At 70.3% G+C, this 24,204-nt stretch carries 25 protein-coding genes; 22 read left to right on the top strand and 3 right to left on the bottom strand.

Annotation, left to right across the window (positions count from 1 at the left end; genetic code table 11):
* The first annotated feature begins 28 nt into the window (after positions 1 to 28).
* The 8 genes from AC4OXY_RS39015 to AC4OXY_RS38980 all read left to right on the top strand — a co-directional run bounded on the left by AC4OXY_RS39015 (position 29) and on the right by AC4OXY_RS38980 (position 7,202).
* Positions 29 to 1,039 carry an MCE family protein gene (locus AC4OXY_RS39015; RefSeq protein WP_491992051.1) on the top strand — a complete coding sequence of 337 codons (1,011 nt, stop codon included), beginning with the start codon at positions 29 to 31 and terminating at the stop codon, positions 1,037 to 1,039.
* The gene (locus AC4OXY_RS39010) at positions 1,036 to 2,145 is read left to right on the top strand and encodes an MCE family protein (protein ID WP_491992050.1); all 1,110 of its coding nucleotides are present in this window, start codon (positions 1,036 to 1,038) and stop codon (positions 2,143 to 2,145) included. Before AC4OXY_RS39015 ends, AC4OXY_RS39010 begins: the two co-directional genes overlap by 4 nt.
* Positions 2,142 to 3,434, top strand: a complete 1,293-nt coding sequence (locus AC4OXY_RS39005) for an MCE family protein (RefSeq protein ID WP_491992049.1) — start codon at positions 2,142 to 2,144, stop codon at positions 3,432 to 3,434. The genes AC4OXY_RS39010 and AC4OXY_RS39005 overlap by 4 nt, the downstream gene beginning before the upstream one ends.
* On the top strand, positions 3,431 to 4,705 hold the full coding sequence (locus AC4OXY_RS39000; protein ID WP_491992048.1) for an MCE family protein: 1,275 nt from the start codon (positions 3,431 to 3,433) through the stop codon (positions 4,703 to 4,705). Before AC4OXY_RS39005 ends, AC4OXY_RS39000 begins: the two co-directional genes overlap by 4 nt.
* The gene (locus AC4OXY_RS38995) at positions 4,678 to 5,190 is read left to right on the top strand and encodes an Rv1363c family protein (protein ID WP_491992047.1); all 513 of its coding nucleotides are present in this window, start codon (positions 4,678 to 4,680) and stop codon (positions 5,188 to 5,190) included. Before AC4OXY_RS39000 ends, AC4OXY_RS38995 begins: the two co-directional genes overlap by 28 nt.
* Positions 5,191 to 5,233: 43 nt before the next feature.
* Positions 5,234 to 6,016 (top strand): Rv1363c family protein, encoded by a 783-nt coding sequence (locus AC4OXY_RS38990; protein ID WP_491992046.1) that lies wholly within the window; start codon positions 5,234 to 5,236, stop codon positions 6,014 to 6,016.
* Positions 6,017 to 6,140: 124 nt separating this feature from the next.
* Complete coding sequence (locus AC4OXY_RS38985; RefSeq protein ID WP_491992045.1) at positions 6,141 to 6,668, top strand: GNAT family N-acetyltransferase; 528 nt, start codon at positions 6,141 to 6,143, stop codon at positions 6,666 to 6,668.
* 75 nt (positions 6,669 to 6,743) lie between these two features.
* Complete coding sequence (locus AC4OXY_RS38980) at positions 6,744 to 7,202, top strand: PPOX class F420-dependent oxidoreductase (protein ID WP_356030725.1); 459 nt, start codon at positions 6,744 to 6,746, stop codon at positions 7,200 to 7,202.
* Between the two features lie 441 nt (positions 7,203 to 7,643).
* Here the strand turns inward: AC4OXY_RS38980 and AC4OXY_RS38975 are convergent, their stop codons facing one another.
* On the bottom strand, positions 7,644 to 8,513 hold the full coding sequence (locus AC4OXY_RS38975; RefSeq protein WP_356030723.1) for a class I SAM-dependent methyltransferase: 870 nt from the start codon (positions 8,511 to 8,513) through the stop codon (positions 7,644 to 7,646).
* A gap of 411 nt (positions 8,514 to 8,924) precedes the next feature.
* On the opposite strand from AC4OXY_RS38975, the gene AC4OXY_RS38970 reads away from it, so the two are divergent.
* The 10 genes from AC4OXY_RS38970 to AC4OXY_RS38925 all read left to right on the top strand — a co-directional run bounded on the left by AC4OXY_RS38970 (position 8,925) and on the right by AC4OXY_RS38925 (position 19,095).
* Complete coding sequence (locus AC4OXY_RS38970; RefSeq protein WP_491992044.1) at positions 8,925 to 9,488, top strand: winged helix-turn-helix domain-containing protein; 564 nt, start codon at positions 8,925 to 8,927, stop codon at positions 9,486 to 9,488.
* A gap of 19 nt (positions 9,489 to 9,507) precedes the next feature.
* Positions 9,508 to 10,737, top strand: a complete 1,230-nt coding sequence (locus AC4OXY_RS38965; protein ID WP_491992043.1) for an acyl-CoA dehydrogenase family protein — start codon at positions 9,508 to 9,510, stop codon at positions 10,735 to 10,737.
* A 497-nt stretch (positions 10,738 to 11,234) separates the two neighbouring features.
* A complete protein-coding gene (locus AC4OXY_RS38960; RefSeq protein WP_491992042.1) occupies positions 11,235 to 12,278 on the top strand; it encodes an ABC transporter substrate-binding protein in 1,044 nt (347 codons plus the stop codon).
* A 4-nt stretch (positions 12,279 to 12,282) separates the two neighbouring features.
* The gene (locus AC4OXY_RS38955) at positions 12,283 to 13,131 is read left to right on the top strand and encodes an ABC transporter ATP-binding protein (RefSeq protein ID WP_491992041.1); all 849 of its coding nucleotides are present in this window, start codon (positions 12,283 to 12,285) and stop codon (positions 13,129 to 13,131) included.
* A complete protein-coding gene (locus AC4OXY_RS38950) occupies positions 13,128 to 14,114 on the top strand; it encodes an ABC transporter permease (protein ID WP_491992040.1) in 987 nt (328 codons plus the stop codon). The genes AC4OXY_RS38955 and AC4OXY_RS38950 overlap by 4 nt, the downstream gene beginning before the upstream one ends.
* A 127-nt stretch (positions 14,115 to 14,241) precedes the next feature.
* Positions 14,242 to 15,606 (top strand): LLM class flavin-dependent oxidoreductase, encoded by a 1,365-nt coding sequence (locus AC4OXY_RS38945; RefSeq protein WP_491992039.1) that lies wholly within the window; start codon positions 14,242 to 14,244, stop codon positions 15,604 to 15,606.
* Positions 15,603 to 17,225, top strand: a complete 1,623-nt coding sequence (locus tag AC4OXY_RS38940; protein WP_491992038.1) for an FAD-dependent oxidoreductase — start codon at positions 15,603 to 15,605, stop codon at positions 17,223 to 17,225. Before AC4OXY_RS38945 ends, AC4OXY_RS38940 begins: the two co-directional genes overlap by 4 nt.
* A complete protein-coding gene (locus tag AC4OXY_RS38935; protein ID WP_362819905.1) occupies positions 17,222 to 17,590 on the top strand; it encodes a 4Fe-4S dicluster domain-containing protein in 369 nt (122 codons plus the stop codon). Before AC4OXY_RS38940 ends, AC4OXY_RS38935 begins: the two co-directional genes overlap by 4 nt.
* Positions 17,591 to 17,645: 55 nt before the next feature.
* Entirely contained in the window at positions 17,646 to 18,545 is a 900-nt protein-coding gene (locus AC4OXY_RS38930) for a TauD/TfdA dioxygenase family protein (protein WP_376290284.1), read from the top strand.
* A 91-nt stretch (positions 18,546 to 18,636) separates the two neighbouring features.
* Positions 18,637 to 19,095, top strand: coding sequence for an RrF2 family transcriptional regulator (locus tag AC4OXY_RS38925; protein ID WP_491992037.1), 459 nt, complete (start codon positions 18,637 to 18,639; stop codon positions 19,093 to 19,095).
* Between the two features lie 70 nt (positions 19,096 to 19,165).
* On the opposite strand, the gene AC4OXY_RS38920 is transcribed toward AC4OXY_RS38925, so the two are convergent.
* Positions 19,166 to 19,594: a nuclear transport factor 2 family protein gene (locus tag AC4OXY_RS38920; protein WP_491992036.1), complete on the bottom strand. Its 429-nt coding sequence runs from the start codon at positions 19,592 to 19,594 to the stop codon at positions 19,166 to 19,168.
* Positions 19,595 to 19,846: 252 nt separating this feature from the next.
* On the opposite strand from AC4OXY_RS38920, the gene AC4OXY_RS38915 reads away from it, so the two are divergent.
* The 4 genes from AC4OXY_RS38915 to AC4OXY_RS38900 all read left to right on the top strand — a co-directional run bounded on the left by AC4OXY_RS38915 (position 19,847) and on the right by AC4OXY_RS38900 (position 22,007).
* Positions 19,847 to 20,038 carry a hypothetical protein gene (locus tag AC4OXY_RS38915; RefSeq protein WP_376290281.1) on the top strand — a complete coding sequence of 64 codons (192 nt, stop codon included), beginning with the start codon at positions 19,847 to 19,849 and terminating at the stop codon, positions 20,036 to 20,038.
* A 368-nt stretch (positions 20,039 to 20,406) separates the two neighbouring features.
* Positions 20,407 to 20,835 carry an SRPBCC family protein gene (locus AC4OXY_RS38910; RefSeq protein ID WP_491992035.1) on the top strand — a complete coding sequence of 143 codons (429 nt, stop codon included), beginning with the start codon at positions 20,407 to 20,409 and terminating at the stop codon, positions 20,833 to 20,835.
* Between the two features lies 1 nt (position 20,836).
* The gene (locus tag AC4OXY_RS38905; protein ID WP_491994709.1) at positions 20,837 to 21,292 is read left to right on the top strand and encodes an ATP-binding cassette domain-containing protein; all 456 of its coding nucleotides are present in this window, start codon (positions 20,837 to 20,839) and stop codon (positions 21,290 to 21,292) included.
* 151 nt (positions 21,293 to 21,443) lie between these two features.
* Positions 21,444 to 22,007: a CGNR zinc finger domain-containing protein gene (locus tag AC4OXY_RS38900; protein ID WP_402069279.1), complete on the top strand. Its 564-nt coding sequence runs from the start codon at positions 21,444 to 21,446 to the stop codon at positions 22,005 to 22,007.
* A 549-nt stretch (positions 22,008 to 22,556) separates the two neighbouring features.
* Here AC4OXY_RS38900 and AC4OXY_RS38895 read toward each other — a convergent pair.
* The gene (locus tag AC4OXY_RS38895) at positions 22,557 to 23,999 is read right to left on the bottom strand and encodes an aldehyde dehydrogenase (RefSeq protein WP_491992034.1); all 1,443 of its coding nucleotides are present in this window, start codon (positions 23,997 to 23,999) and stop codon (positions 22,557 to 22,559) included.
* Positions 24,000 to 24,204: the final 205 nt, after the last annotated feature.

The following is a 24,204-nucleotide window of genomic DNA, read 5'->3' as shown; positions in this document are numbered from 1 at the left end:
GGTCAAGGTACGCGTCCTGCCGCCCAAGATGCCCAGGATCCGACTCAAGCGCCCACGCCTGAAGCCTTTCCGCGAGCGCAACCCCGTCATCGTGGGCGCCGTCGGCCTCACCGTCCTCGCGCTGCTCGCGTTCGCCGCGTTCAACGCCGACAGCCTGCCGCTGATCGGCGGCGGCGACACGTACAGCGCGGCCTTCTCCGAGGCCGGCGGGCTCAAGCCGGGCGACGAGGTACGGATCGCCGGGGTCAAGGTCGGCAAGGTCGAGGGCGTCGGCCTGGACGGCGACCACGTGAAGGTCACCTTCAAGGTGAAGGGCCACCCCGGGTTCGGCACCGACACGGGCGCGGCGATCCGCGTCAAGACGATCCTCGGCGCGAAGTACCTGGCCCTGTACCCGAAAGGGCCCGGCCAGTTGAAGCCGGGCAGCGGGATCCCGCTCGGCCGGACCGTGTCGGCGTACGACGTCGTCCAGGCCTTCAGCGACCTGACGACCACCGCCGAGGCCGTCGACACGGACCGGCTCTCGAAGGCGCTGGACACCATCTCCCTCACCTTCCAGGACTCCCCCGGGGAGGTACGGGCGTCGATCAAGGGACTGTCACGGATCTCCCGGACCGTCGCCTCCCGCGACCAGGCGCTGCGCGGGCTCCTCGACCATGCGAACGGGGTCACCAAGGTGCTGGCCGGTCACACGAAGGACTTCTCCGCGCTGGTGAAGGACGGTGACGCGCTGTTCAAGGAGATCGACAACCGGCGCGCGGCGATCCACACGCTGCTCAAGAGTTCCGCGCTGCTGGGCGTCGAGCTGTCCGGCCTGGTCGACGACAACAGCAAGCAGATCGGGCCCGCACTGAAGAACCTCGACACCTTCCTGAAGATGCTCGAACGCAACCAGGCGAGCCTCGACCGCAGCGTCCAGCTCCTCGCCCCCTACGTGCGGCTCTTCACCAACACCCTCGGAAACGGCCGCTGGTTCGACTCCTACGTCCAGAACCTGGTCGCCGCCCCGGTCACGCCCCGGACGGGAGGCACCCGATGACCCGCAGACTCCTGGCCCTGTTCACCGCGCTCGCCATCGTCGCAGGCCTCGCCGTCGTCCTCTGGCCGGGCCCCGGCCCCGTCCGCGTCACGGCGTACTTCCCGCGCACCGTCGGCATCTACCCCGGCTCCGACGTCCGCGTCCTCGGCGTCCGCATCGGCGAGGTCGGGAAGATCACGCCGGAGGGCAACCGGGTCCGGGTGGAGCTGGAGTACGACCGAGGGCGCAAGGTCCCCGCCGGCGCACAGGCCGCCATCGTCAACTCCTCGGTGGTCAGCGACCGTTACGTGCAGCTGCTGCCGGTGTACCGCAAGGGCGCGGTCATGCGCGACGGAGACGTCATCCCCGAGTCCCGTACGGCCGTCCCCGTCGAGCTGGACCGGATCTTCGACAGCCTGCACACCACCGCCGAGGCGCTCGGCCCGAACGGCGCCAACAAGCAGGGCTCACTGTCCCGGCTGCTCGGGGTGAGCGCGGACAACCTCCGGGGGCAGGGCCAGAACCTCCACCAGACGGTGGACGACCTGTCCCAGGCGGTCACCACGCTGTCCGACGGGCGCGGCGACCTGTTCGGGACCGTACGGAACCTCCAGGTGTTCACGGCCGCGCTGGCGGCGGACGACAGCAGTGTGCGGTCGTTCGACACCGACCTCGCCGACGTGGCCGGACAGCTGGCCGGCGAGCGCACGGATCTCGCCGCCGCGCTGAAGTACCTGGCCGCCGCACTCGGTGACGTGGCCGACTTCGTGAAGGGCAACAAGAAGGCACTGACCACGGACGTGCAGGGCCTGGCCAAGGTCACCCAGATCCTCGTCACCCAACGAGCCGCACTTCAGGAGCTGTTGACCGTCGCCCCCACGGGCCTGTCGAACCTGCAGAACGCCTACAACCCCGCCGCCGGCACCCTCGACACCCGCAACAACGCGCAAACCCCGCAGGATCCGGCATCGCTGCTCTGCTCGATCCTGAAGACGACCGGTGACGACCACGACAACTGCGCCGGGCTGAGGAAGCTCTTCGACTCCCTGCCCGAGGTGCCGTCGGCCCCGGCGTCGACGGGCACGGTCGACAAGACCCTCGGCGGAATCCTGGGGGCACCGGCATGAGCGTGAAGCGCCTGGGGCGGGTGGCCGCCTGGACGGCGACCGGCTCGCTGCTGCTGACCGGCTGCGAGTTCAACGGCTGGTACGACATCCCGCTCCCCGGCGGCGCCGCCTCGGACGGCCACGCCTACCACGTCACCGTCGAGTTCCGGGACGTCCTGGACCTGGTGCCGCAGTCGGCGGTCAAGGTCGACGACGTCACCGTGGGCACGGTCGAGAAGGTGGAACTGGACGGCTGGCACGCGCGGGTACGGCTGCGCATCGCCGACTCGGTGAAGCTGCCCGGCAACGCGGTCGCCGACCTGAGGCAGACGAGCATGCTCGGCGAGAAGTACGTCGCCCTGTCCGCGCCGGCCGGCACCGCCCCCGTCGGACGGCTCCACGACGGCGACATCGTCCCGCTGTCCCGCAGCGGCCGCAACCCGGAGGTCGAGGAGGTGCTGTCGGCCCTGTCCGCGCTGCTCAACGGCGGCGGGGTGGCCCAGCTGAAGACGATCACCGTCGAGTTGAACAAGGCCCTCAGCGGGCGCGAGGACCGGGTCAGGTCCCTGCTGAAGCAGCTCGACACGTTCCTCGGCGGCCTCGACGGCCAGCGGGCGGAGATCGTGCGCGCCCTCAAGGGCGTCGACCGGCTGGCGAAGCGGCTGAAGAACGAGAAGCAGACGATCGCCCTGGCCGTCGACACCATGCCGCCCGCGCTGAAGGCCCTCGCCGACCAGCGCAAGGACCTGACGAGGATGCTCACCGCCCTGTCCACACTCGGCAAGACCGGCACCAGGGTGGTAAACGCCTCCCACGACGACACCGTCGCCAACCTGAAGAAGCTCCAGCCCATCCTGCAAGAGCTGAACCAGGCGGGCGACAACCTGCCCAACTCCCTTGAAATACTCACCACTTACCCGTTCCCGCGCAACGTGACAGACGCCGTCAAGGGCGACTACGTCAACCTGAAGATCACCGCCGACCTCGACCTGGCGGGCCTGTACGGCAACGTCACCGGCAAGCCGGGCAACGGGGGCACGGCCGGGAAGTCCCCGGCCCCGGCGACCCCGCCCCTTCCCGGCCTGCCCACTCCCGCCCCTCTCCCGTCCGTCCCGTCCCTGCCGGGCACCCCGACCGTGCCCCCCGTGCCCTCCGCACCCGCCGTGCCCTCGACGCCCTCCGACGGCAGCACCCTGCTGTGCCCGCCCGTGTGCACCGCGGCCTACGGCAACGGGGACGGCGCGCGTCGTCTCCCGCCCGGGATCGATCTCGGCCTCGCCGAGCTGATGCTGAAGGGGATCATGCCGTGATCACACGTACGGTCAGGGCCCAGCTGCTCGCCTTCGCGACCGTCACCGCCCTCGGGGTGTCGTACGTCGGCGCCCGGTACACGGGCCTCGTGGACGACGTCCTGCACCGCGGGTACACCGTGCGCGCCGACTTCGCCGAGTCCGGAGGCGTCTTCCCCGGCGCCGAGGTCACCTACCGGGGCGTGCCGGTGGGCCGCGTGGGCGATCTGCGGCTGACCGGGTCCGGGGTCTCGGTGGCGCTGAAGATCGAGGACGGCGCCCCGAGGATCCCGGCTGACACGCTCGCGGTCGTCGCCGACCGTTCGGCGGTGGGCGAGCAGTACGTCGACCTCCAGCCGCGGCGGTCGGGCGGGCCGTACCTCATGGACGGCAGCCCGATCCCGCGCAGCCGCACCCGGACCCCGCTGCCGGTCACCGACCTGGTCCTCAGCCTCGACCGGCTGGTGAACTCGGTCGGCAAGGACGATCTGCGGGTCACCGTGGACGAGTTGGGCAAGGCCTTCACCGGCACCGGACCGAACCTGAGCCGGCTGGTGGACTCCGGCAACGCGCTGGTGGAATCGGCATCCGCGTCGCTCCCCCAGACGGTCTCGCTGATCGAGGACTCGCGGAAGGTGCTCAAGACACAGGCCGACCAGGGCTCGGCCATCAAGTCGTTCTCCCGCGACCTGGCCACGCTCACCGAGCAGCTGAAGTCGAGCGACGGCGACCTGCGCAAGCTGATCGGCAACACCGCGCCCGCCGCCCAGCAGTTGGACTCCCTGCTGAAGTCCACCCGGCCGCACATACCGGTCCTGCTGGCCAACCTCATCAGCGGCGGCCAGATCACCCTGGCCCGGCTGCCCGGCGTCCAACAGGCCCTGGTCACGCTCCCGCTCACGGTCGCGGGCAGCTACACGGTCATCCCCGGCGACGGCACCACCCACTTCGGGCTGACCGTGAACGCCGACGACCCGCCCGCGTGCACCCAAGGCTACGGCACCCAGCGGCGCGACCCCGCCGACACCAGCACACGCCCGGCGAACACCGGCGCGCGCTGCACGGCACCGCGCGGCAGCACGACCTCGGTGCGCGGTGCCCAGAACGCCCCCGGCCCGGCCGGCGGCCGGTACAGCGCCGACCAGGCCGCGTTCGTGGCCCCGTACGACCCGGAGACCGGCACCGTGACCGGCCCGGACGGAACGCCCGTCGAGATCGGCTCGACGGGCGGCGAACAGACCGTGTTCGGAAAGGAGTCGTGGCAATGGCTGCTCGTGGGACCGATGGCATGACGGGGGGCCGGGCGAGGCTGCTGTCGGCGGGGCTCGTCGCCGCGACCGTGCTGACGACCGTGCTGTGTGTCTGGCTGGGACTGAAGCTGGCCGACCAGCGCGCGGCGCAGCAGCGCCGTCAGGACATCCTGGCGGCGGCCCGCCAGTCGGCGCTGAACTTCACCTCGCTCGACTACCGGCACTACGACCGGGACAGCCGCACCGTGCTGGAGGGCGCCACCGGCGACTTCAAGAAGCAGTTCGCCGCCCAGACCGCGCAGCTGACGAAGCTCGTCGCCCAGAACAGGTCGGTGTCCGAGGGACAGGTCCTGGAAGCGGGCATCGTGCGGTCCGACACGCGCTCGGCCCGGGTCCTGGTCGTGGCCGACAGCAAGGTGACCAACACCGCGGCGCCCGAGGGCCAGGCGCGCACCTACCGGCTCCAGCTCGACCTCGTGCGCGTGGCCGGCCGCTGGCTGACCTCCGATGTCACGTTCGTGGGCTGACCCGACTGACCCGACTGTGAGGCCGTCAATGAGGAGAGACACCGTGGCGAACCCGACCTCCCGCACCCGCGGCACCGGCTCCCCGGGCCGCCGCACCATGACCGCGGCCGCCCGCGCGGCGGCCAAGCGCGCCGCCCGACAGGAAGCGCAAGCCGTCCCCGGGCGCACCCTGCTCGTCGAGCCCCCGGCGGGCGGCTGGGAGGACCCGCCGGAGCCCGCGCACGATCGCGCGCACGAACACGAACACGAACACGAACACGAGCACGAGCACGAGCACGAGCACTTCGAGGATGAGCCGGAGGAGAGCGCGCCCTCGCGCAGGGGCGGACGGAGCGTGCTCACCGCGGTGCCGGTCCTCGTCCTCGTGGCGGCCCTGGCCCTGGCAGCTGTCCTCGGGTGGCAGTACCGACAGGGGCGGCAGGCCGAGCAGGCCCGGGGCGAAGCCCTCGCGGCCGCGCGGGAGGCGGCGCCGGTCGTGCTGTCGTACGACTACCGGCACCTCGACCGGGACTTCACCCGGGCCCGCGCCCTGCTGACCGGGCACTTCCGCGACCAGTACGGCAGGACGACGAAGACGGTGGTCGCGCCGACCGCGACGACGTACCACGGCGTGGTGAAGGCCACCGTGGCCACACCCGCCGACGGCGGCACCCCCGCTGCGTCCGTCGTGTCGGCCACACCGGACAAGGCCGTCGTCCTGCTCTTCGTCAACCAGGTCACCCAGAGCACCCAGGTCCCGGAGCCCCGGCTGGACCTGAACCGGGTGCGACTGACGCTCACGCGCACCTCCGACGGCTGGAAGGTGAGTGGCGTCGATGCCCTCTGATTTGTTCGGCGGGAACACCGGCTCTGCGATGGACTCGATCCACCGGCGGGCGTAGGGATCGGCGGCACGAGGACCGTTGCATAGGCTGGCCGTCTCATCCGACAACCGTGACGGGGACCAGCGCGTGCACAGCAGCACCAGGATCCGCTTGATCGAGCCGACCGACGCCGCCCCGATCGCCGCGCATCGGGTGCGGGACGTCGAGGCTTTTCGGCGGTGGGAACCGGCTCAACCGGCCGAGTTCTTCACCCTGGAGGGCCAGGCGGAGCGGATCGACAAGCTGCTGGCCGGATACCGGGCCGGCACGGTCTGGCCGGGCGTGGTACTCGCCGACGACCAGGTGATCGGGCAGGTCACCGTCGGAGGGATCCTGCCGCAGCCGCACCTGCGACGCGGCTCCGTCGGATACTGGATCGCCAGTGTCGCCCAGAATCAAGGGCACGCCGGGCGCGCCGTCGGGCTCGTACTCCGGGTGATGACGGATGAACTCGGATTGCACCGCGCCGAGGCGTCCACCAACCTGGAGAATCTGCCGTCGCAGCGGGTGCTGCGCCGCAACGGGTTCAGCGCGTACGGCGTCGCGCACTCCTCGATCCTTCTCGACGGGCACTGGCGGGACGGGCTGCTGTGGGAGCGGATCCTCGGCGACTAGGTCTGTTGCGGACGTTGGTGGCCGGACTTCTGGGTGGCGTGGAATCCCCCTGTGCACGCGGGAGTTGAGCACGTCATGACTCAAGGTCCAGCACCCCGGCCCCTGTCCGACGATGCACTCTCCGAACTGCTGAGCACTCAGCAGTTCGGCACCCTCGCCACCAATAAGCGCAGTGGCCATCCTCATCTGACCACCATGCTCTACAGCTGGGACGCCGAAGAGCGCACCGTGCGGTTCTCCACCACTGCCGACCGCGTCAAGGTCAGGCAACTCCGGCGTGACCCGCGCGCGGCCGTGCATGTTTCGGGCGGCGACGTGTGGTCGTTCGCCGTGGCCGAGGGCGAGGCCGAGGTCTCCGAGATCACGACCACGCCGGGGGACGCGATCGGACGAGAGCTGCTCGCGATGATTCCGGAGGCCGCGAAGCCGCAGGATGAAGACGCGTTCCTGGAGCAGTTGGTCGCCGAGCGCCGCGTGGTCATCCGGCTGAAGGTATCTCGGCTGTACGGGACAGCGCTCGACATCAACGGCTGAGTCGTCGGTGCCGTAAGTCCTTCGGGGGCTGTTCACGCTGCCGGTGCGACAGAGGATCTTCGTGGCGATCGGCGGTGTGCCGGTCGAGCCTGACCGGAAGATCGTCCAGGTCGGAGGTAGTGAACCTGCACTGGAACGGCTGTGGCGTGGCGTCGTAGCGGTCTTCGGAGGCTCGGAGCCGCTCAGTGGCCTCGGTGAGATCGGTGAAGTCGTTGGGCGAGAGGGCCTTGCGCTGGACGGCAGCCCGACCGCCGTGGTCACGTCGCCGGCGGCCTACGCCCGATCGGTACGCCAACGGCTTCCGAAGCCGGTACCGGAAGCCAGCCCTCTCAGAGCCTGTGACGCCGCGCCTCATCATTCGTCAACGCGATCCAGGCCGCGGCCGGCTGACCCGGCAGTCCACCGATCCGGCCGGCGCGCCGTGGCGCCGGCCGGATGGGTTCACCGGTGGCCGGTCGGCCGGCGGACGGCCGAGATCAGGCCGCCGGGCTGTTCTTCCCGCTGTGGCGGGGTGGGTATCGGACGGCCGTAGGCGGCGCCGCGCTCGCGCAGGGTGTATCCCTCGGCGTCCCAGCCGTGCCCGGCCAGCCAGCCGACCGGGTCCTCGGGCATCTCCCAGACCCACATGGAGGCCGCCGATCCCGGTCCGGCGTCCGCGGCGAAGCGCTCGATCACCCCGCGCGAGCCCAGGGTCAGACCCATCCGGCTGCCCGGTGCGGAGACGGCGCCGATCCGGGCCAGCAGCAGTTCCACGGCATCCTCGGGCAGGTAGATCAGCAGCCCTTCGGCGATCCACACGGTCGGCTTCGCGGGGTCGTGCCCGGCCGCGGCCAACGCCCCGGGCCAGTCCTCGCGCAGATCCACCGGGACGGTGATCCGGGTGCAGCGGGCGACGGCCCGCTCCTGGCGCAGCACCGAGGCCTTGAAGCCCAGCGGTTCGGCGGTGTCGACCTCGAACAACCGGGTGCCCTCGGGCCAGTCCATCCGGAAGGCCCGGCTGTCCATGCCCGCACCGAGCAGCACGACCTGCCGGACACCGGCCGCAGAGGCCTGTTCCAGCAGATCGTCGAGGAACTTCGTCCTGATGACGATGGAGTACGCCACGCCCAGCCAGCGCTGCCGGGAGGCCTCGTCACCGCGCGGCGGCAGGGCCGAGTCCGGCCCGAGCCCTCCGGCGGTGGCGAAGGCCAGCGCCAGCGGGTCGCGGAACAACGCGTGCTCCCGCTGGGTCTCCATGGCCCGCACCCGGGCCACCCCGACCGCTGTGGCCCACACTCCGGAAGGCTGCACCTGTCCCCGCTTCTCAGTCATCGCAGCAGCCTAGAGGTTGTCCTACCGGTGGGACGGTTGTTGCGTTGGCTGGGCATGGGTGGGGTGATCTCAGCGCTGGCCAGGGCGACCGCGCCCGACGGCCGACGGTGGCCGGTGAGCCCGCCCACGGTGTTGCGTTCCCTACATTTCCTATCGATTTACTAGGAAAGCGTTGACGGCCCGCCCAACGGGTGCGCAGGATGATGCACATGGCCCACACGCAGCAGCGACTCGTCCGTCGTCGGCATGTCGACTTTGGTCACGTCGTCAGCGCCGCCTGCTGTCGCGTGTGAGGCACGCGGTCACACGTCGCGCGTGCCGTTCCGCTCCTTCTCCCTCATCCCAGGTCATCGGGCGCGCACCCACCCGCAGCGCCTGACGGCCCGACGTATCCCTTGAAGGACGACCGCCATGACCACGGCACTTCCGGCCCAGGCCACTCCATCGGACTCGCCCCTTCCCGACCTGCGCCATCTCCGCCTCGTGGGCGACACCGCTCAGGAAGGCGACGGGGGAAACGGTTCCGCACCCCTCGTCGGCTACCTCGTGCTCGTCCCCGAAGGAACCGACCCCGCCCAGCTCTTCGCCAAGGACGTGGCACGACCGGAGATCCGGCCGGTCGCCCTCACGGACTCACCTCCCGCGCAGCAGACGGGAGGTGGTGTCATCCACATCGATCCCGCGCGACGTGCAGCAGAGTTGGACGGGCGCGAACTCGACCTCACCTACCTGGAGTTCGGGCTACTGGCCCATCTCGTGCAGCAACCCCACCAGGTGCATTCGCGCGAGCAGCTGATGGCCGGCATCTGGGGCTACGACCACATCGGCGACGGCCGCACCGTGGACGTCCACATCGCGCGCCTACGCCGCAAGCTCGGCACGGCGCACCGGCACCGGATCGTCACTGTACGACGCGTGGGCTACAAGTACGTGCCCGACCAGCAATCGAGCCCCAACACCGCACTCTGCCGCTGACTTTGAGGAGTTCACCACTATGGGCGTTGCCACTGCGCCGTCCGGCCCCGCCTCGGATTCCGACCGGAGCGGGCCCGACCGTGCGCACTGGCTGCGCGTGGCCCGAGAGGCGGCGGACGACCTGGCTACGGACGCGGTGGCCAGGGAGCAGGCAGGCAAGGCCCCGTTCGACGAGGCGTCCCGGCTGCGTGAGTCGGGACTGCTGACTCTTCTCGTACCGGCCGGGCTCGGGGGAGGCGGCGCGGACTGGCCCACGGCCTACGCGGTCGTCCGGGAGATCGCCGCCGCCGACGGTGCGATCGGTCAACTCCTGGGCTCTCACTACTTCCTGTCGTGGAGCGCCCGGCTCTTCGCCGAGCCCTCTCTCGCCACTCAGGTCGAGCGGCAGTCCGCGGCGGAGCAGTGGTTCTGGGGTGGTGGTCTCGCCCGCCAGGAACCGCCTCTGACGCTGGCCAGGACAGCCGTCGGCTTCGTGCTCGACGGTCGGCAGAGCTACACAACCGGGGTCTTGGTCGCCGACCGCCTCGCCGTGCGGGCCGTACGAGCCGACACCGGCGAACCACTCGCCGTCGTCGTCGATCCCGCCCATCACGGGGTGGGGATCGACGGCGACGCCGACACTTTCGGCCAGCGGCTCGCGGCCGGCGGGAGCGTGGAGTTCGACGGTGTACCGGTCGCGGGCGACGACGTACTCGGCTCCCTGTCCGCGGACGAGGATGTCCTGTCGCCCCTGGCCGCTCTGGCATCGCCGGTCGGGCGTCTCCTCTCCGTCCAGCTCCGTCTCGGCATGGCCGAGGGAGTGCTCTCCGAGGCCCGTGAATACAGCAGGGCGAGCCACTCACCCTGGCACCCGGACTGGCCGGTCGGCTCCCCCCAGGACCCGCAGATGCTGTCCGCCTACGGAGAACTCACCGTCCTCACCCGCGCCGCGTCCGCGCTCACCGATCAAGCGCAGGAGGGCGTGCACGGCGGCCTTGTACGCGGCGAAGACCTCACCTACGACGAGTACGCGGAGATCTCCGTCCTCGTGGCCATGGCCGAAGCCGCCGCCTCCAGGGCTGCACAGGAGTCGACCGCCCGCGCCCTCGACATCATCGGTGTCCGCTCCGCTTCCTCGCGGCTCGGCTTCGACCGCTTCTGGCGCAATGCCCGGACCCACACCTTGTACGAGCCCGTCGCCCACCGGCTCCGCGATGTCGGGGACTATTTCCTCAACGGAGCGCACCCGCCGTTCGTCATGCCCGTCTGACCTTGCGAGTCCGCCGGGCCTTTCCCCGGCGGACTCGGCATGATCGTCATTTCACCGCGCAACTCGGCGTCCAGACAATTGTGAACGCCGCACTTCGCCCACATGTCGGGCGGTTCAGAATACGAGACGCCCGCGCAGGCGACATTGACTTGGCCGGATCCCGCTGCAACTCTCTTGGCTGTGAGCAAGTCCGAGAACCTCGCCGCGCGCCTGCACGTCGATCTGCGACGTCAGGCCAGCGCCATCTGTGCCGTCGGCCGCTCAACGCGCTGACGGGCGCCGCTCTCCCGCTCCGTTTTCACAGTCGGCCACCACGACCGTTTTCGGCGTAGGCGACTGATTCCTCGCAGGCATTCCTCGCAGGCATTCCTCGCGGATCTCTTTGCCCTTTCGCTGTCCGCCTTGCTTGCGCCCAATTGCCGAGCACCCCTCTCGGTCATGGCTTCCTCATGCCATCGATTCCGCCTCAGTCCCCATTCGCGTGAACAGGACTTTCCATGGCCACTACGGCATCGACCCGACGCCAGTTCCTCTCCCTGCTCGGTCTTTCTGCGGTGGCCGTGAGCTGCGGCACGACCGCCGGAGCCGCCTCCGGCAAGGGCCAGACCAAGACGCTCCGGTATCAGGGCTGGGCGGGTCAGGTGACCTTGCCGGAGCTGGCCGAGGATCTCGGCTATCTGGAGGACGTGAAGCTGAAGTGGGTCGGCAACACCATCAGCGGTCCGCAGGACATCCAGTCCGCGGCCACGGGGCAGGTCGACTTCGGCGGCGCGTTCAACGGCGCGGTTGTCAAACTGGCCGCGAACCACGCCCCCATCAAGGCCGTCATCAGCTACTACGGATCCGACAAGTACGCCTACAACGGCTTCTACGTCCTCAAGGACAGCCCGATCCGCTCGGCCCGGGACGTGCTCGGCAAGAAGGTCGGGATGAACACCCTGGGGGCCCACGCCGAGGCCATGCTCGACATCTATCTGCAGCGAGGCGGCCTGTCCCGGGCGGAGATCGGCAAAGTCGAACCCCTCGTGGTTCCACCGGTCAACACCGAACAGACGCTGCGGCAGAGGCAGATCGACGTGGCCGTGCTCGGCGGCATTCTGCGCGACAAGGCACTGGCAGCCGGGGGCATCCGCCCGCTGTTCACCGACTATCAACTGCTCGGCGCATTCAGCGCAGGCACCTACGTGATGACGGACCGCTTCCTGAAGCAGAACCCCGGCACCGCCCGGACCTTCGTCACCGCCGTGGGGCGGGCCATCGAGTGGTCCCGTTCCGCTCCGCACGAAGAGGTCATCGCCCGGATGACGGACATCGTGAGGAAGCGCGGCCGCAACGAGGAGACCGCACCCCTGAAGTACTGGCGCTCCTACGGCGTCGCCGAGAAGGCTGGCCTGATCACCGGCAAGGAACTCCAGCTGTGGATCGACTGGCTGACCGACCGCGGTGACATCAAGAAGGGCCAGGTCACGTTGTCGAACCTCTACACCAATGAGTTCAACGGCAACCAGAAGTCCTCCTCTGCCACCAAGAGCGGGAGCTGATCCCATGCCGGAATCCACCACGCGATCCACGACGACCAAGATCGTTTTTGCGGGCGTACGGAAGGACTTCACCGTCAGGGACCGCAGGGGGGATCGGCTGACCACCCGTTTCACCGCCCTCGACGGCATCGATCTGGAGATAGCGGCCGGCGAGTTCGTCGTCCTGGTCGGTCCCAGCGGCTGCGGAAAGTCCACGCTTCTGGAACTGCTCGGCGGCCTCGCACAACCCACCGGCGGACGGATCCTGCTGGACGGTCAGCCCGTCAGCGGCCCGGGCCTGGACAGGGGCATCGTGTTCCAGCAGTACGCGCTGCTGCCGTGGCGCACGGCACAGGGCAATGTCGAGTTCGGCCTGGAGGCCACCGGCGTCCCACGGCGCCAACGGGCCACACGCGCCCGCGAGTTCCTGGATCTGGTCGGCTTGACCGGGTTCGAGGACCGCCATCCGCATGAGCTGTCCGGCGGGATGCGGCAGCGGGTGGCGATCGCCCGCAGCCTCGCCTACGACCCCGATGTACTCCTGATGGACGAGCCGTTCGCCGCGCTGGACGCTCAGACCCGGGAGTCACTGCAGGACGAACTGCTGCGCATCTGGCAGCGCACCGGCAAGACCGTCGTCTTCATCACGCACGGCATCGACGAGGCCGTCTACCTGGGACAGCGCGTCGCCGTCATGACATCGAGGCCCGGCCGCATCAAGCAGATCGTGCCGGTCGCCTTCGGCTCCCGTACGGCGACGGACGACCTCCGCTCCAGTCCCGAGTTCGCCCGCTACCGGCACGAGATCTGGTCACTGCTGCACGACGAGGTGGCAAGGGCCCAGCAGTTGGAGAAGGAGGAGGCTTCCGTATGAGCCCCACAACCGGCACGGCAACCGAGAAGGCCACGGCGCCGGGCTCGGCGAGCACCGCCGAGCCCGTCCCGACCGTTTCCCCCGCCGCATCCACAGTGTCCGCTGCATCCACACTGTCTGCTACATCCGCTGTGTCCGCGCCCCGTGACGCATCGCCGTCGAGCGTGCGTCAGGTCCGCTCCAGGGCGACCCGGTTCCGCCGGGCGGTCCGCCGACTGCCTCACCTGCTGGTCAAGGGGGCGACCAGGTCCGTCGCGATCGTGGCTCTGCTGCTGCTGTGGGAGACCGCACCGCGACTGGGTATGGTCGACCGGACCTTCCTGCCTCCGTTCAGCGAGGTCGCCCACGCCTGGTGGGGACTGGCCGCCGACGGTCAGCTCGCCGACAACACCCGCGCCAGCCTCGTGCGCTCGTTCAGCGGATTCGGTCTCGCCGTGGCCGTCGCCGTGCCGCTCGGCCTGCTGATCGGCTGGTACCGGCCGGTCGCCGACCTTCTCGGTCCGCTGCTGGAGGTGTTCCGCAACACCGCCGCCCTGGCCCTGCTGCCGGTGTTCGTCCTGCTGCTGGGCATCGGCGAGACCTCGAAGATCTCCATCGTGGTGTACGCGTGCACCTGGCCGGTCCTGCTCAACACCATCAGCGCGGTCCGCAACGTCGACCCGACCTTGCTGAAGCTGGCGAAGTCGATGGATCTGTCCGCGCCCAGGCTGTTCCAGAAGGTCATCCTGCCGGCCTCGGTGCCGGTGATGTTCACCGGCGTTCGGCTGGCCGGAGCTGCGTCGATCCTGGTGCTGGTCGCCGCCGAGATGATCGGTGCCAGGGCGGGCCTCGGCTATCTGATCAACGCCTCCCAGTTCAACTTCGCGATCCCGCAGATGTACGCGGGCATCATCACGATCTCCGCCATCGGGGTGATCTTCAACCAGTTCCTGGTGGCCGTGGAGCGACGGCTCAGCTCCTGGCGTGTACCGGCCGACGCCTGACCCGGCCGACGTCTGACCCGGCCGCCCGCTCGTCTCACTGCCACCCGGTCCCGCCGCGCCGTCCCGCTCGTCTCCCGCCCCGGTCTCCTTCCCGCTGCGTCTCACGGCCCACGATCCGAGGAACCCCATGACCGCGACCACCCGCCGACACCTGCATCTCAACGCCTTCCTGATGAACACCGGCCACCACGACGCCGCCTGGCGCCACCCGCGTACCCAGCCCGAACGGGTCACCGATCTCCGCTATTTCCAGCAGCTCGCGCAGACCGCCGAGCGCGGCCTGCTCGACTCCGTCTTCCTCGCCGACGGCCTCGCCCTGTGGGGGAAGGTCCGGCACAACGCGCTCGGCGGCTTCGAACCGCTCACCCTGCTGTCCGCCCTGGCGGCGGTCACCGAGCACGTCGGCCTGATCGCCACCGTCTCCACCACCTTCAACGAGCCCTTCCACACCGCCCGCAAGTTCGCCTCCCTGGACCACATCAGCGAGGGCCGGGCCGGATGGAACATCGTCACCTCCGGCACCGTGAACGAGGCCCGCAACTTCGGGCAGGACGAGCACCTGGAACACCGGCTGCGCTACGAGCGGGCGCGGGAGTTCGTCGAGGTCGCCACCAAGCTGTGGGACAGCTGGGAGGACGACGCGATCCTGCTCGACCGGGAGCGGGGTGTCTACGCCGACACCGACAAGGTGCGGGAGATCAACCACCGCGGGGAGTATTTCGGGGTGCAGGGCCCGCTGAACGTGCCGCGCACCCCGCAGGGCTACCCGCTGCTGGTGCAGGCCGGTTCGTCGGAGGACGGCAAGGAGTTCGCCGCCCAGTACGCCGAGGCCGTCTTCACCGCCCAGCAGACCCTCGCCGACGGCCAAGCCTTCTACAAGGACCTCAAGTCGCGGCTCGCCCGCCACGGCCGTACCGAGGACCAGTTGCTGGTGCTTCCCGGCATCGCCCCCGTCATCGGCTCGACGGCGGCGGAAGCCCGCGCGCTGGAACAGGAGCTGACGGACCTCCAGGTGCCCGAGTACGGGCTCGCCCAGCTGTCCGGGATGCTCGGCACCGACCTGACGGGGCTGCCGCTGGACGGACCGCTGCCCGAGCTGCCCGAGGAGCGGGACATCAACGGCAACAAGAGCCGCTTCACGCTCGTCGCCGAACTCGCCCGCCGCGACGGCCTCACCCTGCGCGAGCTCATCGCCCGGCTCGGCGCCGGCCGCGGTCACCGGGTGTTCGCCGGCACCCCCGAGCAGATAGCCGACCAGCTGCAGGAGTGGTTCACCCAGGGTGCCGCCGACGGCTTCAACATCATGCCGCCCCATCTGCCGGGCGGCCTCGCGGACTTCGTCGACCACGTCGTGCCGATCCTGCAGCGGCGCGGCCTCTTCCGCACCGAGTACACCGGCCGCACCCTGCGCGAGCACTACGGCCTGGCCCGCCCCGCCAACCGGCTGACCGCGACCACCGTGACGCCCGCAGCACAAGGACGGCCCGCATGACCGGACTCGACCTCACCACGGACGTTCTGGTGGTCGGCGGCGGCCCCGCAGCCACCTGGGCCGCGCTCAAAGCGGCCCAGGACGGAGCGGACGTCGTCCTCGCCGACAAGGGCTACTGCGGCACCAGCGGTGCCACCGCCTCCGCCGGAACCGGCGTCTGGTACGTCCCCCCGGAGCCCGCCGCGCGGGAGGCGGCCATGGCGAGCCGGGAGGCACTGGGCGGATTCCTGGCCGACCGGCGCTGGATGACCCGGGTGCTGGTCCAGACGTACGCGGGCATGAACGAGCTGGCAGCGGCCGGACGCTACCCCTTCCCCACCGGGCCGGACGGAAAGCAGCTCAGGAACGGACTGCAGGGACCGGAGTACATGCGCAGGATGCGCATCCGTGTCCAGCGGGCCGGGGCCCGCATCCTCGACCACAGCCCGGTCACCGAACTGTTCACCGACCCCTCTGGAGCGGTCGCCGGAGCCAGGGGCCATCGACGCCAGGCCGGTCAGCCCTACCGGGTGCGCGCCGGGGCGGTCGTCCTGGCCACCGGCGGCTGCGCCTTCCTCAGTGGCGCGCTCGGCTGCAACGTCAACACCGGGGACGGCGCCCTGTTCGCCGCCGAGGCGGGCGCGGAGCTGTCCGGGATGGAGTTCTCCAACGCGTACGGCATCGCACCCGAGGGCACCTCCGTCACCAAGACGGCGTTCTACTCCTTCGCGACCTTCTACCACGAAGACGGCACGGTCCTGGAGGGAGCTGCCAGCCAGGGCGGCCGGTCCGTGATCGCGCGTGCGCTGCTCAGCGAGAAGGTGTACTGCCGCCTCGACCGGGCGGACGCGGCGGCCCGCACGGCGATGCGGCTGGCCCAGCCCAACTTCTTCCTCACCTTCGACCGGCTCGGCATCGACCCCTTCACCCAGCACTTCGCCGTCACGCTCCTCGCCGAGGGCACCGTGCGCGGCACTGGCGGCATCCGCATCACCGGCGGCGACTGCTCCACCACCGTCCCCGGGCTGTATGCGGCCGGGGACGCGGCGACCCGTGAGCTGATCTGCGGCGGTTTCACCGGCGGCGGGAGCCACAACGCCGCCTGGGCCATCTCCTCCGGCACCTGGGCCGGCCGGGGTGCGGCCCGCCACGCCCGCTCACTCGGCGTCCTCGCCGGTACGAGGCGCCTGGCGGCCGCGGGCGGAGCCGGGCTCCGGCCCACCGGCACCCCGGGCCCCGCCAACGGCTTCCGGGACGTCATCACCGCGGTCCAGGGCGAAGTGCTGCCGTACGAGAAGAACTACCTGCGCCACGGCGACCGGCTCACCACCTCGCTGGAGGTGCTCGACAGCGTGTGGGAGGAGACGCGCGCCTCCCTGCACGCCGACGGCGGAGACACCGTACGGGCCCGGCAGGCGGCGGCGATGGCGGCGCATGCCCGCTGGATGTACGCCTCTGCGCTGGCGCGCACGGAGACCCGAGGCATGGCCAAGCGGCTCGACTTCCCGGCCCAGGACCCCACGCAGCACCACCGCATCGTCACCGGTGGTCTCGACCGGGTGTGGACCCGCGCCGAGCCCCTGACGACCGCGTCCACCGCATCGACGGCACCGGCTGCACCACTGGAGGTGGCCTCATGATCGAGCTGGTCTCGGCGGAACGCTGCATCACCTGCGACAAGTGCATCAAGGTCTGCCCGACCAACGTCTTCGACCGCGGCGAGGACGGCATCCCCGTGCTCGCCCGCCGCGACGACTGCCAGACCTGCTTCCAGTGCGAGGCGAACTGCCCGGCCGACGCGCTCTACGTCGCACCCCTGACCCGCCCGCTGCCCGACGACTCCACCGCCCGCGACGAGGAGCACCTGGACCGTACCGGCCTGCTCGGCAGTTACCGCCGGCACATCGGCTGGGGACGAGGCCGCACCCCCGGCGCGCTACGGGCCGTCGGCCCTCCCCTCGGACCACCGGGGTCCAACGGGCCGTCCCTGCCCATCACCTCCTGATGACCTCCCGACCGATCACCTCCCCGCTGATCGCCTCCTGAAAGGAACACCGCACATGAGTACCAGCATCGGCTTCGACATCCGCAGGATCGGCGGCCGTATCGGCGCCGAGATCCTCGGCGTGGATCTCTCGACCGACCTCGACCCCGCCGTCGTCACCGAGATCAACTCCGCGCTCCTGGAACACAAGGCGCTCGTCTTCCGCGACCAGAACCTCGACGACGCCGGCCAGCTCCGCTTCGCCTCCCTCTTCGGTGAACTCACCACCGCCCACCCCACCGTCCCCTCCGTCGACGGCCAGCCCCACATCCTGCCCGTCGACGGCGACGAGGGCATCCGCGCCAACCACTGGCACACCGACGTCACCTTCGTCCGTACACCCCCGAAGGCGTCCACGCTGCGCAGCATCGTGATCCCGCCCTACGGCGGAAACACCCTCATCGCCAACGCGGCCGCCGCCTACCGGGACCTGCCCGAGCCGCTACGCGAGCTGGCCGACAAGCTCTGGGCCGTACACACCAACGACTACGACTACGCCGCCCCGAAGAACGAGAAGGCGGCCGAGCACCGCAGGCGGTTCGTCTCCCGGAAGTACCGCACCGCCCACCCCGTCGTCCGCGTCCACCCCGAGACCGGGGAGCGCGGGCTGTTCATCGGCGGCTTCGCCCAGAGCATCGTCGGTCTCGGCCCGTCCGACTCCCGCGACCTGCTGCGCATCTTCCAGTCGTACGTCACCCGCCCGGAGAACATCGTGCGGGTGACCTGGACACCGGGCGACCTCGTCCTGTTCGACAACCGGATCACCCAGCACTACGCCCCCGACGACTACGGCGACCTGCCCCGCCTGCTGCACCGCGTGACCGTCGCGGGCGACGTCCCCGCCGGGATCGACGGCACCCTCAGCCACGTCATCGAGGGCGACGACGCCTCCCACTACACCCCCGCCGCGGCCTGAGCCGCCGGGGCCGCCGGGCAGGGACACCCGCCCCTGCCCGGCGGCCCGCCCGCAACGGACACCGACCGAAGCCGTACGGGATAATGCACACATGCGGATCTCAGCCAGGGCGGACTACGCGGTACGTGCCGCGCTGCAGCTCGCCGCGTCACGGGATGACGGGCCACTGAAAGCCGAGGCCATCGCCGCCGCCCAGGACATTCCGCACAAATTCCTCGAAAGCATCCTGAACGACATGCGCCGAGGCGGACTCGTACTCAGCCAGCGCGGCGGCAATGGCGGCTACCGGCTCGCCAGGCCCGCCGAGTCCATCAGCATCGCCGACGTCATCCGCACCGTGGACGGACCGCTGGTCTCGGTGCGCGGCGTCCGCCCCCCGGAACTGTCCTACACCGGCCCCGCCGAGTCGCTGCTCCCCCTGTGGATCGCGTTGCGGTCCAACGTGCGCGAAATCCTTGAGGGCGTATCACTCGCCGATGTCGCATCGGCCCAACTACCCGCCGGCGTGTCCGCGTTGACCAACACCCCGGGCGCCTGGGTAAACCCCTGACACACTGAGCCGCATCACCACCCGGGATGCCGCAGCCGTGATCGGACGGCCGTAGGGCCAGCGAGGGCGGTCAGCGCAGGTGGCGGCTGGCGTCGCCGACCAGGTGGATGTGGACGGCGCGTTCCGCGAAGCGCCACCGGCCGCCCTCACGTACGAAGCGGTCGCGGTAGCGGCCTGCCGCGACGGCCTGGAGCGGCAGATCGTCCAGGGCCTGCAGGACGGTGACGTACGAGCACGCCGTCGCCGTGCCCGCCTGCTCGTCGACCTCGACACGGACGTTGGTGGTGACATGGTGGGTGCGCGGTGTTCCGTCGGCGTACAGGATCGTACGGTCCCGGAACATCTGCTCCACGGCCGCGCGCCCTTCGAAGCGGGCGCCTGCGCCGCCGATGAAGACACCCTCCGCGAAGAGCCGACCGAGCCCGGGCAGGTCGCCCGTGTCGACCAGTTCCGCGTACTCGGCGATCAGGTTCTCGATGCTTCGGACGTCGTCGGCCATGGCCACGTCGAGCCTCCAGGGCGAGTGGGAGTCCCCCCTCTACGGGTGCCGTCACGGTAACGCGGGGCTTCCCCGTGCCGCGCAGGATGCCGGGAGGCGGCTTCCGGCACCGGCGCTCACGGGAACGACATGAGCAGTGCCCGCACCCTCATTCGTCACCATCTTGACAGGTGACGCATGGAGGCGCACGCTGCTATCACGTCCAGCCGTCGAGCAGGACCCCATCCACGACCGAGGAAGTGGGGAATGGCCATGAGCAAGGAATCCACGCCGGACGCGGCAGCCGCAGCCCGGCACGCACGCTACGGCCGGCTCCCCGAGCGCATCCGCTTCGAGGACATGACGGAAGAGATCGAGACCGGACCGAGCAACGCGAAAGACGCCTACGACCCCGAAGGCTCGTGGACGTACTACTCATGCCTGGCGCTCGACCTCGGGCTGTAGTCACCCGTCACACCGGCCGGTCGAACCGGCACGTTCGCTCCGCCCGTCAAGCCATTGCCCGAACGGGCGTCCACTCCGGCGGACCCTCTCACCGAGGTGCCGGACAGGCCCGGCGAACCCGTCCCGTCACGGCGTCAGCAGCCCCCGGGCCCAACCGAGCCGATCGCACCGCCCTGACGGCGAACTCTTCCGCGAGCTCGATGCCCACGCTGTCGAGCCGAGTTCAGCAGAACGTGCGGCCCAGCCGATCGGCCGCACCGGCACTCGCTCGCCGACGACACCCAGCAAAGTAACCACCTTGACTGGCAACGGCCACATAACACTCTCGCCACCGGTCAGAACAGTTACTCTTTCAGTGAGGAAGGCCCATGGCAGTCGTACGGTTCCATCTCGTCTCCACGCTCGGCCCGAAGGACGTGCTGGAGGTGCTGACCGACTTCCGCCCCTCACGCGCCGGGACCTGGCCCACGATCGACGCCGAGCACTTCCAGGTGCACGAACTCGGCGACACCTGGGCCGAGGTCACCGAGGGCACCGCCGCCGCCTGGGAACGCGCGCGCTACGAGTGGAAGCCGGGCGGCGACACGGTCACGATCACCACGCTCGACTCCAAGCTCTTCGGAGCCGGCGGCGGTTGGGTCTTCCGGATGACCCCCGAGGGTGAGAGGACCCGGGTCGACGTGGAGTTGACGCGGCAGCCAAGCACGCTCAAGGGCAAGGTGCTCGCCGCACTGCTGCCGGTCGCCGCCCCCTCGTCCCTGCGCAAGTCCTTCGCGGGCCCCCTGCAGGCCGCATGACCTGCTCCAGGTCCTGGTTCCGCCGCCCCGGTGCGGGAGAGCCCACACCCTGAAGGGCCGGCCTGCCGAACCAGGACCGAGGCGTCACCGCGAGCGCGTCGAGCAGTCGCTGGGTGCCGAGCGGGCCGAGAAGGTGCCGTTGACCTCGCTCGGACTGTTGCGCGAGGCCGACCTGGGCAGACCGGTCGGCGAGCTGTCCGTGGGGCAGCGCCGACGGCTCGCGCTGGCCCTGCTGGTGGCCTGCCCGCCCCAACTGCTGCTGCTCGACGAGCCCACCAACCACCTGCCCCCCACCCTGTGCGACGAGCTGGAGGCCGCGTTCGGTCCGGGTTCCAGTGCGATCGTCCTCGCGAGCCACGACCGCTGGCTGCGGAGGCGGTGGCACGGCCGCGAACTCCGGCTGGAGCAAGGGCGCGTGCAGCGGGAGGAGGAGACGACGGCCCGTTCCCCGTCCTGATCTGCGCCCGCCGGGCACCGTCTCCGGCCCTGACCTGCGCTCCGTGCGCGAGGTGCCATACGATCGCAGGCACACACCTCCCCCGAGCGGTCACCGATCCGAACGGTGACAACCCTTGCCTTCCCCTGGAGTCACCTGTCAAGATGGTGATGTGAATCTTAACCATGTCTTCGTATGCGGGCACCCGGCCCTGGACTTCGTGGCCACACTTCGCGCCCGGCGCTCGACCCGGTTCGAGATGTTCGTGGCGCCGGAGCGGCTCAACGCCTGGTACCTGGAGTCCGGACTCGTGGACACGATCACACCCGGAGACGAGGACGACGTCCGGGAGGCGATCGCCGTGCGCGAGGCCCTCTACCGGCTGGTCACCAACCGCAGGACGGGTGAAGAGTTCGACCGCGAGGCACTCGCCGTGGTCAACGGCGCCGCGCGCAAGACCCCCGCGACGCCGCAGCTCACCCTGGCCGGGCGGCACACCGAGGCGACCCCCGGGCAGGCCCTGGCCACCGTTGCCCGGCAGGCCGTCGAACTGCTCAGCGGCCCGGACGTCCCGCTCCTGAAGGAGTGCGGCAACCCGGAGTGCACGCGGGTCTACATCGACCGTTCCCGGGGCACGCGGCGGCAGTGGTGCGGCATGGAATCCTGCGGCAACAAGATCAAGGCAGCCGCCTACCGCGCCCGCAAGAAGACCTCACCCGCCGCCACCGCGCGCTGACCCCTGCCCTTCAACAGCTGCGACGCCGGCCTCCGGGTGACGGACTTCGACGCGGTGACCGAATCCCTTCCGAACGAACTCGCCGAGGGCGGTGCGGACGGCCGTCGAGGCCTTCGGCCGCCTGGAGGCGGCCGTCAACAACGCCGGCTACGCCGACATGGCCGTCATCGAGGACGCCCAGTGGCGCCACGTCAGCGAATCCCATGAACCGGACACTGGGCCGGCCACGGTGGTGACGGCGAGGGGCCCGCGTGCGGGCACACTCCCGGGCACTACGCGGCCCAGGTCGTCGAAGGCGGCCGGGAGCCGCATTTCCTCGGCGACACCGTGCGCCACCTGCCCCGACTGCCCGACGAGCGGTTCGCCGGAAGCGGCACTGCCCTCGGCCCGAATCGGCCGCGGCCCCGTGGTGACGGGGCACGTACGGCGGAAGGCCGGGGAAGGCGACGGCGTCGCGGCCGTCGGTGGGCAGCCGGAGACGCCGCGCCGGCGGCAGGTGGTCGGGGGCACCTGCCGCCGTCGGCGGATCTGTCCGTGGTCGGTGTCGGGTCAGAGGGTGATGGTCTTGTACTCGGTGTAGGTGCCGAGGCCGACCGCGCCGTACTCGCGGCCGATGCCGCTGGCCTTGAAGCCGCCGAACGGGCCGTCGAAGGCGAGGGGGGCGCCGTTGACGGTGATGGTGCCGGTGCGGATACGGCGGGCGACCGCCAGGGAGTGCTCCTCGTCGGAGGACCAGACACCGCCGGAGAGGCCGTACTCGGAGTCGTTGGCGATGCGGACGGCGTCGTCCTCCTCGTCGTAGGCCATGACCACCAGGACCGGGCCGAAGATCTCCTCCTGCGCGATGCGCATGGAGCTGTCCACGTCGGCGAAGACGGTGGGCGTGACGTAGTTGCCCTTCTCCAGGCCCTCGGGGATCTGCGGGCCGCCGGTGACCAGTCGGGCGCCCTCCTCGATGCCGAGCTGGATGTAGTTGCGTACCCGCTCCTGCTGGTCGGGGCGGATCATCGGGCCGATGAAGGTGTCCGGGGCGCCCGGGTCACCGACCTTCAGCGACTCGACCAGCTCCTTCAGCGCCGCCACGACCTCCTCGTACCGGCTGCGCGGAGCCAGGATCCTGGTCTGGGCGATGCACGACTCGCCGTTGTTGAGCAGGGAGCCGAACTTCACGCCGGCGACCGCCTTTTCGATGTCGGCGTCGGGGAGGATGATGGCGGCGGACTTGCCGCCCAGCTCCAGGCTGACCCGCTTGAGCTGCTCGCCGGCGATCGAGGCGATGCGGCGGCCGGCCCCCGTGGAGCCGGTGAAGGCGATCTTGTCGACCTCCTTGTGCGACACCAGGTACTCACTGGTCTCCCGGTCCGCGGGCAGGACGCTGATCACGCCCTCGGGCAGGTCCACCCGCTCCAGCAGTTCGGCCAGGAAGCCCATGCTCAGCGAGTTCTCCGGGGACACCTTCAGGACCACCGAGTTGCCGGCGACCAGCGCGGGGATGATCTTCGAAGTGGCCGAGGAGAACGGCGAGTTCCACGGGATCACCGCGGCCACCACGCCGACCGCCTCACGGCGCACCACGCTGCGCACCGGGGACGCCGGGTCGGAGGGCACCAGGGTCTCCTCCCAGCCGAACTCCTCCGCCGCCTTCAGGTAGGCGTTCGCCTGCCGGGTGAGGCCGGGCTGTCCGGCCCGGGTGAACCATCCCGCCGAACCGGTCTCCAGCGAGATCAGGTGCGCGATCTTCTCCGCGTTCTCCTCGCGCAGCGCGTTGAACCGCCGCAGGACCGCGATCCGCTCCGCGGGCGGCGTCGAACGCCACACACCCGCCTCGAACGAGGCCCGCGCCGCGGCCACGGCGCGCTCGATGTCCGCCGGGTGCGCCTGGGCCGCGCGGCCGACCACCGACTGGTCGTGCGGCGAGACGATGTCGAGCAACTCCGGGTCGCTCGGTTCCACCCAGGACCCCCCGATGAAAAGCCGGTCGTAAATGATCATGCGTTTTCTCTCCTTGGGGCCTCAACTGTCACACTAACGTAGCACTTCATCTAACTACATACACATTGCCGAGATGAAAATCTCACGATCCTTCGCATTTGCGCTGCGCTTAGAGTGTGCGGGTGGGGCCTGCAGACGCACCCCAGCAGGGCGCGGGACGGCACCCAACGAAGGCGCCGGCCGGGTGGGGTGCGGCAATTCGGCG

It is taken from the genome of Streptomyces sp. HUAS MG56 (assembly GCF_058673395.1).
Note: the sequence above shows the minus strand (reverse complement) of the source record. Positions and strands in the feature narration are given on the sequence as shown.

What these genes read in the sequence shown, in the direction of transcription:
- AC4OXY_RS39015 (WP_491992051.1), top strand. Translation starts at nt 29, where the DNA reads ATGCCCAGGATCCGACTCAAGCGCCCACGCCTGAAGCCTTTCCGCGAG.
- AC4OXY_RS39010 (WP_491992050.1), top strand. Translation starts at nt 1,036, where the DNA reads ATGACCCGCAGACTCCTGGCCCTGTTCACCGCGCTCGCCATCGTCGCA.
- AC4OXY_RS39005 (WP_491992049.1), top strand. Translation starts at nt 2,142, where the DNA reads ATGAGCGTGAAGCGCCTGGGGCGGGTGGCCGCCTGGACGGCGACCGGC.
- AC4OXY_RS38995 (WP_491992047.1), top strand. Translation starts at nt 4,678, where the DNA reads ATGGCTGCTCGTGGGACCGATGGCATGACGGGGGGCCGGGCGAGGCTG.
- AC4OXY_RS38980 (WP_356030725.1), top strand. Translation starts at nt 6,744, where the DNA reads ATGACTCAAGGTCCAGCACCCCGGCCCCTGTCCGACGATGCACTCTCC.
- AC4OXY_RS38975 (WP_356030723.1), bottom strand. Translation starts at nt 8,513, where the DNA reads ATGACTGAGAAGCGGGGACAGGTGCAGCCTTCCGGAGTGTGGGCCACA.
- AC4OXY_RS38970 (WP_491992044.1), top strand. Translation starts at nt 8,925, where the DNA reads ATGACCACGGCACTTCCGGCCCAGGCCACTCCATCGGACTCGCCCCTT.
- AC4OXY_RS38965 (WP_491992043.1), top strand. Translation starts at nt 9,508, where the DNA reads ATGGGCGTTGCCACTGCGCCGTCCGGCCCCGCCTCGGATTCCGACCGG.
- AC4OXY_RS38960 (WP_491992042.1), top strand. Translation starts at nt 11,235, where the DNA reads ATGGCCACTACGGCATCGACCCGACGCCAGTTCCTCTCCCTGCTCGGT.
- AC4OXY_RS38955 (WP_491992041.1), top strand. Translation starts at nt 12,283, where the DNA reads ATGCCGGAATCCACCACGCGATCCACGACGACCAAGATCGTTTTTGCG.
- AC4OXY_RS38950 (WP_491992040.1), top strand. Translation starts at nt 13,128, where the DNA reads ATGAGCCCCACAACCGGCACGGCAACCGAGAAGGCCACGGCGCCGGGC.
- AC4OXY_RS38945 (WP_491992039.1), top strand. Translation starts at nt 14,242, where the DNA reads ATGACCGCGACCACCCGCCGACACCTGCATCTCAACGCCTTCCTGATG.
- AC4OXY_RS38940 (WP_491992038.1), top strand. Translation starts at nt 15,603, where the DNA reads ATGACCGGACTCGACCTCACCACGGACGTTCTGGTGGTCGGCGGCGGC.
- AC4OXY_RS38935 (WP_362819905.1), top strand. Translation starts at nt 17,222, where the DNA reads ATGATCGAGCTGGTCTCGGCGGAACGCTGCATCACCTGCGACAAGTGC.
- AC4OXY_RS38930 (WP_376290284.1), top strand. Translation starts at nt 17,646, where the DNA reads ATGAGTACCAGCATCGGCTTCGACATCCGCAGGATCGGCGGCCGTATC.
- AC4OXY_RS38925 (WP_491992037.1), top strand. Translation starts at nt 18,637, where the DNA reads ATGCGGATCTCAGCCAGGGCGGACTACGCGGTACGTGCCGCGCTGCAG.
- AC4OXY_RS38920 (WP_491992036.1), bottom strand. Translation starts at nt 19,594, where the DNA reads ATGGCCGACGACGTCCGAAGCATCGAGAACCTGATCGCCGAGTACGCG.
- AC4OXY_RS38915 (WP_376290281.1), top strand. Translation starts at nt 19,847, where the DNA reads ATGAGCAAGGAATCCACGCCGGACGCGGCAGCCGCAGCCCGGCACGCA.
- AC4OXY_RS38910 (WP_491992035.1), top strand. Translation starts at nt 20,407, where the DNA reads ATGGCAGTCGTACGGTTCCATCTCGTCTCCACGCTCGGCCCGAAGGAC.
- AC4OXY_RS38895 (WP_491992034.1), bottom strand. Translation starts at nt 23,999, where the DNA reads ATGATCATTTACGACCGGCTTTTCATCGGGGGGTCCTGGGTGGAACCG.